Source organism: Variovorax saccharolyticus, from assembly GCF_030316765.1.
GTDB classification, from domain to species: domain Bacteria; phylum Pseudomonadota; class Gammaproteobacteria; order Burkholderiales; family Burkholderiaceae_C; genus Variovorax; species Variovorax saccharolyticus.
The window spans coordinates 407,259-421,239 of the sequence record NZ_JASZYT010000006.1 but is presented as its reverse complement, the minus strand read 5'-3'; the positions used below and the strand labels follow the sequence as shown (position 1 = coordinate 421,239).

17 protein-coding genes are annotated in these 13,981 nt (G+C 69.8%); 5 read left to right on the top strand and 12 right to left on the bottom strand.

What is annotated here, in order from left to right; all coding sequences use genetic code 11:
• Positions 1-5: 5 nt before the first annotated feature.
• Positions 6-776 (bottom strand): SGNH/GDSL hydrolase family protein, encoded by a 771-nt coding sequence (locus QTI45_RS20495; protein WP_286655683.1) that lies wholly within the window; start codon positions 774-776, stop codon positions 6-8.
• Positions 777-877: 101 nt separating this feature from the next.
• Positions 878-1,057, bottom strand: coding sequence for a hypothetical protein (locus QTI45_RS20490; RefSeq protein ID WP_286371847.1), 180 nt, complete (start codon positions 1,055-1,057; stop codon positions 878-880).
• A gap of 94 nt (positions 1,058-1,151) precedes the next feature.
• Between QTI45_RS20490 and QTI45_RS20485 the strand changes: the two genes are divergently transcribed.
• Positions 1,152-2,354 (top strand): M20 aminoacylase family protein, encoded by a 1,203-nt coding sequence (locus QTI45_RS20485; protein WP_286371846.1) that lies wholly within the window; start codon positions 1,152-1,154, stop codon positions 2,352-2,354.
• A 39-nt stretch (positions 2,355-2,393) separates the two neighbouring features.
• Positions 2,394-3,365 (top strand): tripartite tricarboxylate transporter substrate-binding protein, encoded by a 972-nt coding sequence (locus QTI45_RS20480; RefSeq protein WP_286655682.1) that lies wholly within the window; start codon positions 2,394-2,396, stop codon positions 3,363-3,365.
• A gap of 13 nt (positions 3,366-3,378) precedes the next feature.
• On the opposite strand, the gene QTI45_RS20475 is transcribed toward QTI45_RS20480, so the two are convergent.
• Positions 3,379-4,287: a c-type cytochrome gene (locus QTI45_RS20475; protein ID WP_286655681.1), complete on the bottom strand. Its 909-nt coding sequence runs from the start codon at positions 4,285-4,287 to the stop codon at positions 3,379-3,381.
• On the bottom strand, positions 4,284-5,240 hold the full coding sequence (locus tag QTI45_RS20470) for a VOC family protein (RefSeq protein WP_286655680.1): 957 nt from the start codon (positions 5,238-5,240) through the stop codon (positions 4,284-4,286). The genes QTI45_RS20475 and QTI45_RS20470 overlap by 4 nt, the downstream gene beginning before the upstream one ends.
• Positions 5,241-5,361: 121 nt before the next feature.
• Between QTI45_RS20470 and QTI45_RS20465 the strand changes: the two genes are divergently transcribed.
• Positions 5,362-6,045, top strand: coding sequence for a TetR/AcrR family transcriptional regulator (locus QTI45_RS20465; protein WP_286655679.1), 684 nt, complete (start codon positions 5,362-5,364; stop codon positions 6,043-6,045).
• Between the two features lie 6 nt (positions 6,046-6,051).
• Here QTI45_RS20465 and QTI45_RS20460 read toward each other — a convergent pair whose 3' ends face one another.
• The 5 genes from QTI45_RS20460 to QTI45_RS20440 all read right to left on the bottom strand — a co-directional run bounded on the left by QTI45_RS20460 (position 6,052) and on the right by QTI45_RS20440 (position 8,648).
• A complete protein-coding gene (locus tag QTI45_RS20460; RefSeq protein ID WP_286655678.1) occupies positions 6,052-6,375 on the bottom strand; it encodes a hypothetical protein in 324 nt (107 codons plus the stop codon).
• 90 nt (positions 6,376-6,465) lie between these two features.
• The gene (locus QTI45_RS20455) at positions 6,466-6,636 is read right to left on the bottom strand and encodes a hypothetical protein (protein WP_286371840.1); all 171 of its coding nucleotides are present in this window, start codon (positions 6,634-6,636) and stop codon (positions 6,466-6,468) included.
• Between the two features lie 36 nt (positions 6,637-6,672).
• Complete coding sequence (gene dbpA / locus QTI45_RS20450; RefSeq protein ID WP_286371839.1) at positions 6,673-8,070, bottom strand: ATP-dependent RNA helicase DbpA; 1,398 nt, start codon at positions 8,068-8,070, stop codon at positions 6,673-6,675.
• An 8-nt stretch (positions 8,071-8,078) separates the two neighbouring features.
• Positions 8,079-8,345, bottom strand: coding sequence for a translation initiation factor IF-1 (infA, locus tag QTI45_RS20445; RefSeq protein WP_286371838.1), 267 nt, complete (start codon positions 8,343-8,345; stop codon positions 8,079-8,081).
• 54 nt (positions 8,346-8,399) lie between these two features.
• Positions 8,400-8,648 (bottom strand): hypothetical protein, encoded by a 249-nt coding sequence (locus QTI45_RS20440; RefSeq protein WP_286371837.1) that lies wholly within the window; start codon positions 8,646-8,648, stop codon positions 8,400-8,402.
• Between the two features lie 372 nt (positions 8,649-9,020).
• Here QTI45_RS20440 and QTI45_RS20435 point away from each other — a divergent pair, with 372 nt between their 5' ends.
• Complete coding sequence (locus tag QTI45_RS20435; protein ID WP_286655677.1) at positions 9,021-10,109, top strand: S1C family serine protease; 1,089 nt, start codon at positions 9,021-9,023, stop codon at positions 10,107-10,109.
• A gap of 58 nt (positions 10,110-10,167) precedes the next feature.
• Here QTI45_RS20435 and QTI45_RS20430 read toward each other — a convergent pair whose 3' ends face one another.
• On the bottom strand, positions 10,168-11,244 hold the full coding sequence (locus tag QTI45_RS20430; protein WP_286655676.1) for a sugar phosphate isomerase/epimerase family protein: 1,077 nt from the start codon (positions 11,242-11,244) through the stop codon (positions 10,168-10,170).
• Between the two features lie 161 nt (positions 11,245-11,405).
• On the opposite strand from QTI45_RS20430, the gene QTI45_RS20425 reads away from it, so the two are divergent.
• Positions 11,406-12,287 (top strand): gamma-glutamyl-gamma-aminobutyrate hydrolase family protein, encoded by an 882-nt coding sequence (locus QTI45_RS20425; protein ID WP_286371834.1) that lies wholly within the window; start codon positions 11,406-11,408, stop codon positions 12,285-12,287.
• A 25-nt stretch (positions 12,288-12,312) separates the two neighbouring features.
• Here the strand turns inward: QTI45_RS20425 and QTI45_RS20420 are convergent, their stop codons facing one another.
• Positions 12,313-13,803 (bottom strand): amidohydrolase family protein, encoded by a 1,491-nt coding sequence (locus QTI45_RS20420; protein WP_286655675.1) that lies wholly within the window; start codon positions 13,801-13,803, stop codon positions 12,313-12,315.
• Entirely contained in the window at positions 13,803-13,976 is a 174-nt protein-coding gene (locus tag QTI45_RS20415; protein WP_286655674.1) for a hypothetical protein, read from the bottom strand. The genes QTI45_RS20420 and QTI45_RS20415 overlap by 1 nt, the downstream gene beginning before the upstream one ends.
• Between the last annotated feature and the right edge of the window lie 5 nt (positions 13,977-13,981).

Sequence of the window (13,981 nt, the reverse complement as noted above, 5' to 3'; positions counted from 1 at the left end):
CCGACCTATGGCAGAGGGGTGCGGACTGCGGCCGCGCGGCCGATCTTGCGCAGCTTGGCCGACAGCTGGGCCTGGGTCTCGAGCTCGCGCTGCCAGAGTTCGTAGCCGGCGTCGTTCGGATGCAGGCCGTCGCGGGCGCTGAGGCGGCGCGGATGGCGCGCGAACGGATCGTCGTCGCGCTCGAGGAAGAGCGACACGTGGCGTGCTCCGTTGGCCTGCGCCAGGTCGGCCACCAGGGCCTGCAGCCGGCGGGCACGATAGGTCATCCACCAGCTCCAGGGCGGCGGGAAGATGCGCAGGTTTCCGAGATTCCCGGGCGGCACGAAGACCACCACCTCCGACCGGACCCGTGCCCGCTGCGCCACGCGCTGGATGCTCTCGCGCAAGGCCGCGTCGCGGGTGCCGTGGAGCACGTCGTGGGTGCCGCCCAGCACCAGCACCGCGTCGAACCGTTCGTCGCCCTCGAGCTGCGCCGCGATGTCGGCGAAGCGGGCGCCCGGTTCGGCCCTGTTGACCACGGTCAGCGACGGGTTGGCCCGCCCCAGCAGGCCCGGGAGGCTGGATTCCGGTGCGCTGGCGCCTGCGCCTGCGGCGGTGCTGTCTCCCACCACCAGCAGTCGCGCGCCTTCGGCGCGCGCGCTTCTTTCGAACGGGCGGGCCCGTCGCGCCAGCCGCTTCGACCGCTGCAGCCCCAAGGCCGCGTAGCCCGCCGTGGCGGCCGCGAGGCCGACCAGGACGCCCAGGCCGGCGCAGGCTGCAATGTGCTGTCTCTTCACGCTCGCTCCTCGATAGGGAATCGAGCTTAAAGGTAGCGGATCGCCGGCCGTGTAGGAAGCGGCCGAACGGCCGACCTCCGGCGCCTGGCTTCGCGGCCCGCTCAGGCCGTGTCGGTGCGCTTGGACATCTCGCTCAACTGCAGCTCGATGCGGAACAGCCGCTCGTTGAGGATCGCGGTCTGCAGTCGCAGCGCCTCGATGATCGCGCGGGTCGGCGCATCGGGGGCGTTGTTCGACAGCTGCTGCAGCTCATGCAGCTTGTTGCGCAGTTCGTTGCTCATCCGTGGGCCTCCGTCAGATCGTGTCGCAGATCGTAGTCGGCCTGCGTCAGAATGCGCTGCTATCGTTTTCTCGTAGCTGACGCACACCGATTCCATGAAGCTTGCCGACTCGTTCGCGGACGTCTCCCGTTTCGTCGCCATCCGCCGCGACATCCATGCCCATCCCGAACTCGGCTTCGAGGAGCATCGCACCTCCGAGAAGGTCGCCGCCCTGCTCGAGGAGTGGGGCATCGAGGTGCACCGCGGCATTGCCGGCACCGGCGTCGTCGGCGTGCTGCGCCGCGGCAGCGGCAGCCGCAGCATCGGGCTGCGCGCCGACATGGATGCACTGCCGCTGCACGAAGCCAACGAGTTCGCCCACAAGTCGACCCACGCGGGCCGCATGCACGCCTGCGGCCACGACGGCCACACCACCATGCTGCTGGCCGCCGCCTGGCACCTGGCGCAGCAGGGCGCGTCTTTCGACGGCACCGTGAATTTCATCTTCCAGCCGGCCGAGGAGATGGGCAAGGCCGGCGCCAGGAAGATGATCCAGGACGGCCTGTTCGAGCGCTTTCCCTGCGATGCGGTGTTCGCGCTGCACAACTTCCCGGTCGGCGACGTCGGGCGTTTCGCGCTCAACGAGGGCGCGCTGATGGCATCGAGCAACACCTACAAGATCACGCTGCGCGGCCGCGGCACGCATGCCTCGATGCCGCACACCGGCATCGATCCGGTGGCCGCCGTCGTCGCCCTGGCCCAGGCGCTGTCGGCGCTCGTGCCGCGCACCATCGCGAGCACCGAGCGCGCGCTGCTCGCGGTCACGCAGTTGCAGGGCTCCGACGCGCCGAACGTGATCCCCGATGTCGCCTCGGTGGGCGGCACGGTGCGCACCTTCTCGATCGATGCGCTGGACCGCATCGAGGCGCGCCTGCGCACCGTGGCCGAGGGCATCGCGGCGGCCCACGAATGCACGGCCGAGGTGAGCTTCGTGCGCGCCTCGCCGCCGGTCGTCAACCATCCGGCCGAGGCCCGCTTCGCCGCCGAGGTGATGCGCGAGGTGGTCGGCGCCGACATGGTCACCGACGACTTCCCGGCGGTGATGGGGGCCGAGGATTTCGCCCACATGCTGATGGCGCGGCCCGGCTGCTACGCCTTCCTGGGCAACGGCGACGGCGACCACCGGCTCGACGGCCACGGCCCGGGGCCCTGCATCATCCACAACACCTCCTTCGACTTCAACGACCAGATCATCCCGATCGGTGCCAGCTACTTCGTGAAGCTGGCCGAGCGCTGGCTTGCGGTCGGCGGCCGCTGAGCGCGCTCCCTTTTCATCCACCCCAGAAGAAGCCCACCCATGTCGACTCCCCTGACCCGCCGTTCCGTGACCGCCGCTGCCGCCGGCCTCGCCTTGGCCGCCGCGCTGCCGGTGCGGGCGCAGCAGCGCGTGATCCGCATCGTCGTGCCCTTCGGCACCGGCGCCGTGCAGGACACCGTGGCGCGCGCCTTCAACAACGAACTCGGCGTCGCGCTCAACGCCTCGGCGATCGTCGAGAACCGGGCCGGCGCGGGCGGCACGGTCGGCGCGGCGATCGTCGCCAAGGCACCGCCGGACGGCAACACGCTGGTGCTGGCGGCCGCCAGCCATCACATCGCGGGCTTTCTCTACAGCAAGCTGCCCTACGATCCGCAGAAGGATTTCGTCGGTGTCGCGAACCTGGGCAACGCGGGCTATGTGCTCGCGGTGGCCGCCGACCTCGATGTCGCGAACACGGCCGACTTCATCAAGCTGGTGAAGGCCAACCCCGGCAAATACAACTACGCCTCGGCGGGCAACGGCAGCGCCACGCACCTCGCGATGGCCTCCTTCCTCGCCAAGGCCGGCCTGCAGATGACGCACATCCCGACCAAGTCGACCGGCGAGGCGGTCAACGAGGTGCTGGCCGGCCGCGTGCAGGCCGTGATCTCGTCGAGCATCGGCGTGATCGGCTTCCAGAACGACGCCCGCATGAAGCTGCTGGCCTCCACCGGCCAGACGCGCAGCCCCTTCCTGCCCGCGCTGCCGACGGTGGCCGAGAGCGGCCTGCCCGGCTACGCCTTCGATTCGTGGATCGGCCTGCTGGCGCCGGCCGGCACGCCCAAGGCCGAGGTTGACCGCCTCAACGCGGCGACCAACAAGGTGCTGGCCGATCCGGCGATCCAGGAGCGCTTCAAGCGCCTGGGCGTCGAGCCGCGCAGCCAGAGCGCGGAAGAATTCCAGAAGCTGCTGCGGGCCGACTGGGACGCGATGGGCGCGGTGGTGAAGGCCTCGGGCGCCAAGGTCGACTGAGTCCGCTTGGCCGCTAGCCGTGCGGCATCGGCGGCAGGCTCTTGAGATACAGGTGCAGCGCCCGCACGTCGGTGTCGCTCATCTCGCGCAGCGATCCGAAGGGCATCACCTGCACCGGCGTGCCGTCCGGCCGCGTGCCGCTCTTGAACAGCTTCAGAAAAGCCTCGGCGTCGGCATAGCGCGCCATGCCCGTGCCTTCGCCGGGCGTCAGGTTGGCCGCCGACGGCCAATCGGGCGGACCGCCGGGGATCTTGCCGCCGTTGAGCTTGGCGCCATGGCAGCCCAGGCACATGTTCGCGACATAGGCGCCGTGCTTCAGCGTCACGCCCTCGGCCACCGGCTGCTCGGGCGGGCGCGCATGGTCGATCTTGGCGGCGGCGTCCTGCATGAGTCCGAAGCCATAGAAGGCGCGCACCGGCAGCGGCAGCTCGACCACCGGGCCGCCGCCCTTGGCGGGCGGCATGTGGCGCAGGTGGGCGACCAGGGCGGCCAGGTCGTCGTCGGTCAGCCGGTTGTAGTCCTCGCTTGGCATCACCATCAGCGCCCGGCCCGCCGGATTGACGCCATGGCGGATCGCACGCTCCCAGTCGGCCGCCGTGTAGCCGGCCACGACGCTGCCGGGTCCGGGGCTGATGTTCGGCCCGGCGATGCGCATGCCCTTGCCGTCGTCGAGGAACATCGCACCGCCGCCGTGGGCGCCGTGGCAGTCGACGCAGCCGCGCGAGGCGAACAGATAGCGCCCGCGCTCGATCGCCGCCGGGTCGTCGCGAAAGGCCACGCCGCCGACCTTGACGTCGACCTTGCGCTGCATCTTGTGGCGCGCCAGCTGGTCGCCGGCGAACAGCGCCGCCGCCGCCAGCGCGACCAGCAGCGCCAGCGCCAGCCCGATGCGCTTGAGCCAGCGCTTGCCGGTGCCGCTCATGACAGCTCCTTGGCGGGCTGCGACGCGGCGCCCATCTTGCGGGCGATCAGCCCGGCCGCCATCTTGAGCTGCAGGCGCAGCTTCGGCTTGTGGCCCCAGGCGCTGGTCACATCGGTGTGATGCGTCTCCCAGCCCGCGGGCTCGATGGTCTGCGTGCCGGCACCGATCTCGAAGTCGAAGCCCGAGGGCGTGACGCCGTAGAACGAGAAGGTGCCGTCCGGATCGGGGTGCTGGCCGAGTTCCAGGCTCAGCGGCACCTTGTGGCGCCGGGCGCGCTCGAAGGCCACGCCGATGTCGCTGAGCCGTTCGGCCTGCAGCATGAAGTGGTGGATGCGCTTGGCCAGCGGCATGTCGAACAGGGCCAGCGAATGGTGGCGCTGGTTGCAATGCAGAAAGGTGCCGCGGATGTCGATCGGACCGACGCGCGTGGCCAGCCGCTCGGTCACGCCGAAGCCCAGCAGGCCGACGTAGAAGGCCTCCATCGCCTCCAGGTCGTGCGCGACCAGCACCGCATGGCCCAAGCCGAGATCGCCGGTGCGAAAGCCCTGCGGGAACGCCGCGGAGGCGAAGGGCGCGGCCGCCGCTGCCGCACCCGTGAACAGCTCGATCGCATTGCCGCAGGGGTCGGCGCAGCGATGCAGGCGCCGCACGCGGCGAGCGCCGCAGAGCGCCGCGTCGCCGGCCGTCACGCGCCGGCCGGCCTGCTGCAGGCGGCGGACCATCCGGTCCATCACCTCGTCGCTCGCGCATTCGAGGCCGATCGCCGCCAGGTCGTCGGCCGGCCCTTCCTGCGCGATCAGGCGCTGGCAGGCATCGTCGAGCTGCCAGCCGAGGCTGCCATCGGTGTTGGACGACGGTGCGGGAAGTCCCAGCATCCGGGCGCAGAACGCGGTCCAGTGCGACGGGCGGCGGACTTCGAAAACCAGATAGCCGAGGCGGAGATCAGGCGGCATGGCAAACTCTCTCTCAGATGGACGATCGAATCAAAAATGGTGGATGCGTATAAAAATGGATGATGGCGTAAGTTTCGGCCTGCCGTCCATATCACCTTTGCCAGAGGACCTGGCCGAAAGTGTGTGGCGGCCGCCCCGGCCCGGGCTGCTCAAGCGCGAGCGCACGCGGGTGCAGCTGGTGCAGGCTGCGATCAGGGTCTTCAGCGCCCGCGGCTACGCCGAGGCGACGATGCAGGAGATCGCCTCGGTCGCGGCCATGACCACCGCCACGGTCTACAACCATTTCAAGACCAAGGAAGAAGTCGCCGGCGCGGTCGCGCTGCTGCTGGCCGACACGCTGTGCCGCCGGATCACGGACAGCCAGCAGGGTGTCGCGGAAGGCGCCCAGCGCATGGCCATCGGCGTGCGGCGCTACATCTGGCTGGCCGAGGCCAGCCCGCAATGGGCGCTGATGATGATGGAGGTGTCGGTGGCCGCGCCCGAGCTGCTGCTCGAGATCCGCCACTACGCGCTGGCCGACTTGCGCCTGGGCGTCAGGCAGAAGGCCTTCCGCATCCCCGGCGAGGCCGCGGCGATGGACCTGATCAACGGCAGCGTGACGCAGGCGATGCGCACGGTGGCCCATGGCGCAGCGCCCGCGCATCACGGCCGCGACGTCGCGGCCTGCGTGCTGCGGGGCCTGGGCATGGGCTGGGCCGAGGCCAAGGAGATGGCGCACCGCCCGCTGCCGCCCTTTCCGGCCATGAGCGCCGCCGCGCCGGTCGCCGGCAAGGCCCCTGCCCGCACCCGGCGCAGCGGCGCCTGAGCCCGGCTATTCGGCCGCCGGCCCGTCGAGCGGCGGGCACTGCCAGCCCAGCAGCTCGGCCAGCCGGCGCACGATCCATTGCGCCTCGGCCGGCGAAACGCCCGCATCGGGCGACTGAAGGCCGGCGTGGATGCGGCGCAGGATCTCGTCCTCCGATGGCACCTCGACGTGGTGCAGGACCTGCGCGTGCTGCACCAGGTGGCTGGCCAGGTCCTCGCAGACCTCGTAGCGGGCGCGCACGGTCGCGATCGGCTCGCTGAGGCGCTGCCGCGCGTCGGTGTAGACCGCGAAGAACGAGGGCGGGATGTCGATCTGGTAGTCGTCGGACATGGTGCTGGCGATGGATCCAATGAAAAACGCGCCCGGAGGCGCGTTTCGGGAGTGAATGCGCCCGTGGGGCGCAGACGACTCGGCGGGCGATCAGCCGCCCTTCTTGGCCCGCTTGCCGGGGTTCTTCTTGCTGCGGGTCGCGGTGCCGCGCTCCAGGCTCACCTTTTGGCCGCCGCCCGACTTGGGGACGTTGTAGCCGGGTTGCGGAACGGGCTTGGGGGTGGCAATGCGGTCTGCCTCGGTGCGGATTTTCTTGGGCATGGAAAGCTCAGTGGATTGGAAAAACGAAGGACGTAATTAGGCCACATCGTCGAGCAGCCGCACTTTGACGGTCTTGCCCTTGACGCGGCCGGTGGAAAGTCGGTGTGCGGCCTCGCGCGCGATGCGCCGGTCGACCGCCACATAGGTGGAGAATTCGTTGACGTTGATCTTGCCGACCTGCTCGCGCGTGAAGCCGGCTTCGCCGGTCAGCGCACCCAGCACGTCGCCGGCGCGGATCTTTTCCTTGCGCCCGCCGACGATCTGCAGCGTGGCCATCGGCGGCTGCAGCGGGCCGGCGGCATCGGCCGTGAGTTCGGCCAGCGGATGCCATTCGGACTCGCGGCCCTGCAGCTGCTCGATCTTGCCGACGCTGCCCATCTCGTCCATGCTCGCCAGGTTCAGCGCCAGGCCCTCGGCGTCGCCTCGGCCGGTGCGGCCGATGCGGTGGATGTGGACTTCGGAGTCGGGCGTCACGTCGACGTTGATCACGGCTTCGAGGTCGGCGATGTCGAGTCCGCGCGCGGCGACGTCGGTCGCCACCAGCACCGAGCAGCTGCGGTTGGCGAACTGCACCAGCACCTGGTCGCGTTCGCGCTGCTCGAGTTCGCCGAACAGGGCCAGCGCGCTGAAGCCCTGGGCCTGCAGCACCTGGACCAGGTCGCGGCACTGCTGCTTGGTGTTGCAGAAGGCCAGCGAGCTCTGCGGCCGGAAGTGGTTCAGCAGCAGGCTCACCGCGTGCAGGCGCTCGGTGTTCTTGACCTGGTACCAGCGCTGGACGATCTTGCCTTCGTCGTGCTGGGCCTGCACCGTGATCTGCTGCGGGCTCTTCATGAACTGGGCCGCCAGCTTCTGGATGCCTTCGGGGTAGGTGGCCGAGAAAAGCAGCGTCTGGCGCTCCTTCGGGCACTGCCGGGCGACCTTCACGATGTCCTCGAAGAAGCCCATGTCGAGCATCCGGTCGGCCTCGTCGAGCACCAGCGTGTTGAGCGCTTCGAGGTCGAGGCTGCCGCGCTCGAGGTGGTCCATGATGCGGCCCGGCGTGCCGACCACGACGTGGGCACCGTGCTCCAGGCTGGCCAGCTGGCCGCGCAGCGCGACGCCGCCGCAGAGCGTGACCACCTTGATGTTTTCCTCGGCCCGGGCCAGGCGGCGGATTTCCGTCGTCACCTGGTCGGCCAGTTCGCGCGTCGGGCACAGCACCATCGCCTGCACCGCGAAACGACGCGGATTGAGGTTGGCCAGCAGCGCCAGCGCGAAGGCGGCGGTCTTGCCGCTGCCGGTCTTGGCTTGCGCGATCAGGTCCTTGCCGAGCAGCGCCACCGGCAGGCTGGCCGCCTGGATCGGCGTCATCTGCAGGTAGCCGAGCTGCGTCAGGTTCGCGAGCGCCTGCGGCGAAAGCGGCAGCGTGGCGAAATCGGTGGCGGGACCGGTCACGGCAAAGGTCAGCGACGCTGCGAGTTGTTGCCGCCGACCGGCGGGGGACCGCGACGTTCCAGGTGCCGGAACGTGATGCGGCCCTTGGTCAGGTCGTAGGGCGACAGCTCGAGCGACACCTTGTCGCCAGCCAGGATGCGGATGTGGTGCTTGCGCATCTTGCCGCCGCTGTAGGCGATCAGCTGGTGGCCGTTGTCGAGGGTGACGCGGTAGCGGGAGTCAGGCAGCACTTCGGTCACTGCGCCGTTCATTTCGATCAGTTCTTCCTTGGGCATGAATTACCTTTTGAATGGGATTGTCGTAATTGGATAGGAAATCGGTATGCGGAATCAAGCGGCGCAAGACGCGGGCGTTGCGCTGCGTTCGCGAATCCAGCCCAGGCCCTGGTCGACCGCGTAGCGGACCGCCGCGGCATGGCTGGCAAAACGGGGCGTGAAACGCATCACGCGGTCGTGCGTGCCGCTTCCGCGGCCGGAGCGGATCGAGACCGATGCCGCGAAGCGGCCGTCGTCCAGGTCCTTGATGAGCGGCGAGACAAGGTACTTGCCCACTGCGATGCTGTGTTGAATGATGTCCATCGAAAGCCTTGGCACCCCGCGACGCCGCGGAATGCTGAAATTGAATTTGAATAAAACGAGCGCAGGCCGGCCGGAAATGGCGCCCACCGGAGCGGACAGTGCGCTGTTCGCTTCAACAAAGTACGAAGGCAGTGGTGGCAAATCTTGGGCGCCCGGTCTGGCGCTCCAACACACTGTGGGTGCCGGCTTCAAATGATGGGCCTGGAGATTCCAGGCCGGAGCCGGCAGATGACGAAAGTGCTTCGTCGTTAAATCGAAACGAACCCCGGATTATATCCGATCTGGCATGACAGTTGCTATTTCAGTTTTGTGACCTTGCGGGCCCTGCGCGAGCGGCGCACCATGGGGGCCATCGTTCCAAGGAGCGCTGCCATGCACAACCCAAGCTTCGCCCAGCGGTCGACGCGACTCGTCCGGCGCTTGCGCGATGGCTGTGCGGGCCTCCTGCTCGCCGTGCTGGCGGTGCTGCCCGCGGCCCAGGCGGCACGCCCGGCCAGCGTCGCCACGTCCGTCGATGCCACCCGCGCCGACGCCCGGGTGCAGGCGCTCCAGCGCGCCGGCGACGCGGTCGTCGCGCTGCAGGTAACGGCCACCGAGGGCGCCATCTCGGCCGAGAACCTCGGGCGTCAGCGCAGCGGTTCGGGCGTGGTGATCGGCGCCGACGGATTGATCCTCACGATCGGCTACCTGCTGCTGGAGGCCGAGACCATCGAGGTCCTGACCCAGGACGACCGGCGGCTGCCGGCGCGGCAGGTGGCCTACGACCTGGCGACCGGCTTCGCCCTGGTCCGCCCGCTGGTGCCGCTGCGCGGGATCGAGCCGGTGCCGCTGGCGGGTGTCGCCGAGCTGCAGCCGGGCGAACCGCTGCTGGCGGCGGTCGGCGGCAGCGGCGGCGCCGAGGTTGCCTTCACGCGCCTGGTGGCGACCCGGCCGTTCTCGGGCAACTGGGAGTACCACATCGATGTCGCCCTCTTCACGAGTCCGCCGATCGCCAACCACAGCGGCGCCTCCTTGTTCAACCGCGATGGCGAACTGCTAGGCATCGGCAGCCTGCTCGTGCGCGAGGCGGCCGGCCCGGACCGTGTGTTGCCAGGCAACATGTTCGTGCCGGTCGAGCTGCTGCGCCCGGTGCTGGCCGAGATGCAGTCCACCGGCCGCACCCGCGCCAGCGTGCGGCCCTGGCTCGGGCTTTCGTCGCTGGTGCGCGACGGCCATGTGCAGATCGTGCGCGTCGACCGCTCCGGGCCGGCGCTCGAGGCCGGCCTGCAGCCCGGCGACGTCGTGCTGGCGATCGACGGCGTCGAGGTCAACACCCTGGAAGCCTTCTACAAGCAGCTCTGGCAGCGCCCGGCGGCCGACGCCGAGGTCGAGCTCACGGTGCGGCAGGGCCTGGAGGTGCGCAGGGTCAAGGTGCATGCGATCGACCGGATGCAGAGGTTGCGCAAGCCGGAGGGCATCTGAATCCCTTGCGGGACAGACCAACAAACCGCGCAGCGGTTTTTGGTCTGTCCCCAACCGTCTAGATCCCCGACCCCGACCCCGACCCGATCCCCAACATCGCCCGATTCGCAGCCCCGTCCACCCCCCCCGCAGCGAAGTCATCAAACGCCCGCTCCGCCACCCGGATGATGTGTCTCTTGATGAACTCCGCACCTTCGCGCGCCCCGTCCTCCGGGTGCTTGATGCAGCACTCCCATTCGAGCACCGCCCAGCCCGGGAAGTCGTAGGCCGCCATCTTCGAGAAGATGGCCCCGAAGTCGACCTGGCCGTCGCCCAGCGAGCGGAAGCGCCCGGCGCGATCGATCCACGACTGGAAGCCGCCGTACACGCCCTGCTTGCCGGTCGGATTGAACTCGGCGTCCTTGACGTGGAAGATCTTGATGCGCTCGTGGTAGTGGTCGATGTAGGCCAGGTAGTCGAGCTGCTGCAGCACGAAGTGGCTCGGGTCGTACAGCAGGCAGGCGCGCGGATGGTTGCCGACTCGCTCCAGGAACATCTCGTAGCTCACGCCGTCGTGCAGGTCCTCGCCCGGATGGATCTCGTAGCAGACGTCGACGCCGGCTTCGTCGAAGCGGTCGAGGATCGGCTTCCAGCGCCGCGCCAGTTCGTCGAAGGCTTCCTCGATCAGCCCGGCCGGACGCGGCGGCCAGGAATAGAGGTAGGGCCAGGCCAGCGCGCCCGAGAAGGTCGCGTGCGCCGTCAGCCCCAGATGGGCCGAGGCCTGCGCCGCGTCGTGCAGCTGCTGCACGGCCCATTGCTGGCGCTTGACCGGGTCGTTGCGCACCTCGGGCGCCGCGAAGCCGTCGAAGCCGGCGTCATAGGCCGGATGCACCGCCACCAGCTGGCCCTGGAGGTGGGTCGACAGCTCCGTGATCTCGAGGCCGTGCGCCGCCAGCGTGCCCTTGACCTCGTCGCAGTAGGTCTTGCTCTCCGCCGCCTTCTTGAGGTCGAAGATGCGAGAGTCCCAGCTCGGTAACTGCACGCCCTTGTAGCCCAGGCCCGCGGCCCAGCCCGCAATCGCGTCGAGCGAATTGAAGGGCGCGGTGTCGGCCGTGAACTGGGCCAGGAAAATGGCCGGGCCCTTGATCGTCTTCATGTGCTTGTCTCCGGGTCGTGGGGCATCGATGATGCCATCGCGGCATTCCGTCCGACAGTGCGGCAGCCTGGCCGTCGCAGTGCACGTCGCGCCGGAAGGCGACACAATGGTCGCTGGGTTACAAACCGGAGCGGCGGGCGTTCCGCCGCGCTCCTCGAGTCATGTCACAAACCGTTTCCGGGCGTCTCAAGATCGGCCTGTCCGCCTGCTTCTCCCATGCCGACCCGGCGCGTTCGCTGTTCACCAACAAGACGCTCCAGTACGTCGAGCAGTCGATCGCGCACTGGCTGATGTCGGCCGGCGCGATGGTGGTGATGGTGCCCTGCCCGACCGGCGAGACCGCGCGCGGCGACACCAAGCTGTCGCACTACGCCGAGTGGCTGGACGGCGTCGTGATGCATGGCGGCGCCGACGTCTGGCCCGGCAGCTACGGCGAGGTGCCGCTCAAGGACGCCTGGGTCGGCGACCGCATCCGCGATCTCTACGACCTGGCGCTGGTCGAGGCCTTCGAGCAGGCCGGCAAGCCGATCTTCGGTGTCTGCCGGGGCCTGCAGCTGATCAACGTGGCCTTCGGCGGCACGCTCTACCAGGACATCGAGGCGCAGCACCCGAACGCGATGCGGCACCGCGACGCCGTGACCTACGACCAGAACTTCCACGAGATCAGCATCACGCCCGGCTCGCGCCTGTCGAAGCTCTATCCGGGCATGGAGAGCGCCCGCGTCAACAGCATCCACCACCAGGGCGTGAAGGACCTGGCGCCCGGCTTCGAGGTCGATGCCTGGAGCATCCCCGACCGCATCCCGGAGGCCATCCGCCGCAAGGCCGACCGCGGCCGCAGCTACATCGCGGCCACCCAGTGGCATCCGGAGTTCCACACCTATGGCGCCACCGACACGGTCGACGACACGGCCATCCTGCAGGATTTCCTCTGGGCCTGCGCGACCGCCAAGGTGAGCCCGAAGGGGCCGTTGCGCAGCGCGCCGGGCCGCATCCGCAACCGCGCGGCGCGGCTGCTGCGGCAGGCACTGCTGATGCGCTGAGCGAAACCGCCGCGCGCCGGCCCGCTCAGCAGCAGCCGAAGCGGCCTTCGCGATAGAACGGCGCCAGGTCCTCGGCCAGTGCGCGCGCCGTGGCCAGCCAGGCCGCGGGCGTGCCGTCGGCTGCCAGCGCCGCCCGCATGCGGGCGAGCAGCTCGGCCTTCATCGCCGGCTCGTCGATGCCCTGGACACGGCCCTGGTCGACCACCCGGCGGCCGCCGACCAGCACCTGCGCGATGTGGCCGCCGTGGGCGCGAGCCAGCAGCAGGTCGAGCGGGTCGATGTCGGGGAACAGGCTGTCGTCGTCCAGCGCGTCCCAGTCGAGCACGACCAGGTCGGCCGGCTCGCCGGGCGCGATGCGGCCGCCCGTCGCAGCACCGCCGCGCACGCTGCGCGGGCCGTTGCGGGCGGCGAAATCCCACAGCTGGGCGCGCGTCATCGTGGTGTCGAATCCCCAGCCGCGGTGCAGCGCATGGGCCAGCCGCATCTCGCGCAAGGCGTCGTCGTCGTCGTCGAAGGCGCCGCCGTCCAGGCCCATCGCGATGCGGCAGCCTTGCTTCAGCATCCCGGGCACCGGCGCGATACCGGACTTGAGCCCGAGGTTCGAGCTGGTGTTGACCGCGATCGTCACGCCTTTCTCGGCCAGCAGGGCGAGTTCGTCGGGGCGCGCCCAGGCGCAGTGCGCCAGCGTGAGGCGCGGGCTCAGCAGTCCGATGTCGTCCAGGAAGCGAAGGATGCCGCCCGGATGCTCCCGGTCGGCCCATTGCCGCTGGTAGCTTGTCTCCAGGCAGTGCATGTGGACCGGCCTCCCCGTGTCGGCCGAGGCCTGGGCGATCGCCTCGAGCAGCGGGGTGCCGCACCATTGCACGGCACTGGGTCCGTACTGCACGGTGCAGTGGTTCTCGAGGCCCTCTTCGCGCACCCGCCGCGCGACCTCGTCGACCAGCGCCAGCTGCTGCGCCGGCGCTTGCGGCCTGACCGACAGTCGCCCGGCGACCGCATCGCGGATGCCGGGCCGCAGCGCCTGCAGCACCTGCGCATCCTCGCAGTAGCCGATGCCCTGCCGGTCGCGCATCGCGATCGCGAAGCCGATGCGCACGCCGACGTCGCGCGCTGCCCGGACCACGGCGAGCGCCTCGTCGGCGTAGCTCATGCCGCCCTGTACGCGCGTGTAGTGGACCATCAGGTTGGCGACGCCATGCCGCACCGAGCGCGCGAAGGAAGTCGCGGCGCACAGGTAGGGGTCCATGCCCGGCAGCACGCCCTGGAAGTGCAGCCAGCTTTCGAGCGGCTGCCCGCCGGCGCCGAGGGTCGCGGTACGGAAGGTGCGCGCGTGATCGTGCGCGTTCGACAGCGCCGGCAGCACCAGCCGGCGCGGCCCCGCCGCGACGCCATCGCGCGGCGTGATGGCCGCGATGCGATCGCCGCCGATCGTGATGCGGACGTCGGCCCGCGCCGCTTCGGTGCCCGGCTCGGCCAGCAGCCAGGCGCAGTCCAGCGAAGCCGCGGCGCCCGGCATCAGCGGCTCTGGTTCTTGACGTTGCTGACGTTGGCGTCGATCGTGCCGAACACGGTGATGCCGCTGCTGCTGCCCGCGGAATTGCCGCCGTCGGCGCTCGAGGCGCCACGCGAGGCGCAGCCCGCGGCCAGGCAGAGGGTGGCGGCGAACGCCACCGCGAGCAGTGTCTTCATGCGGA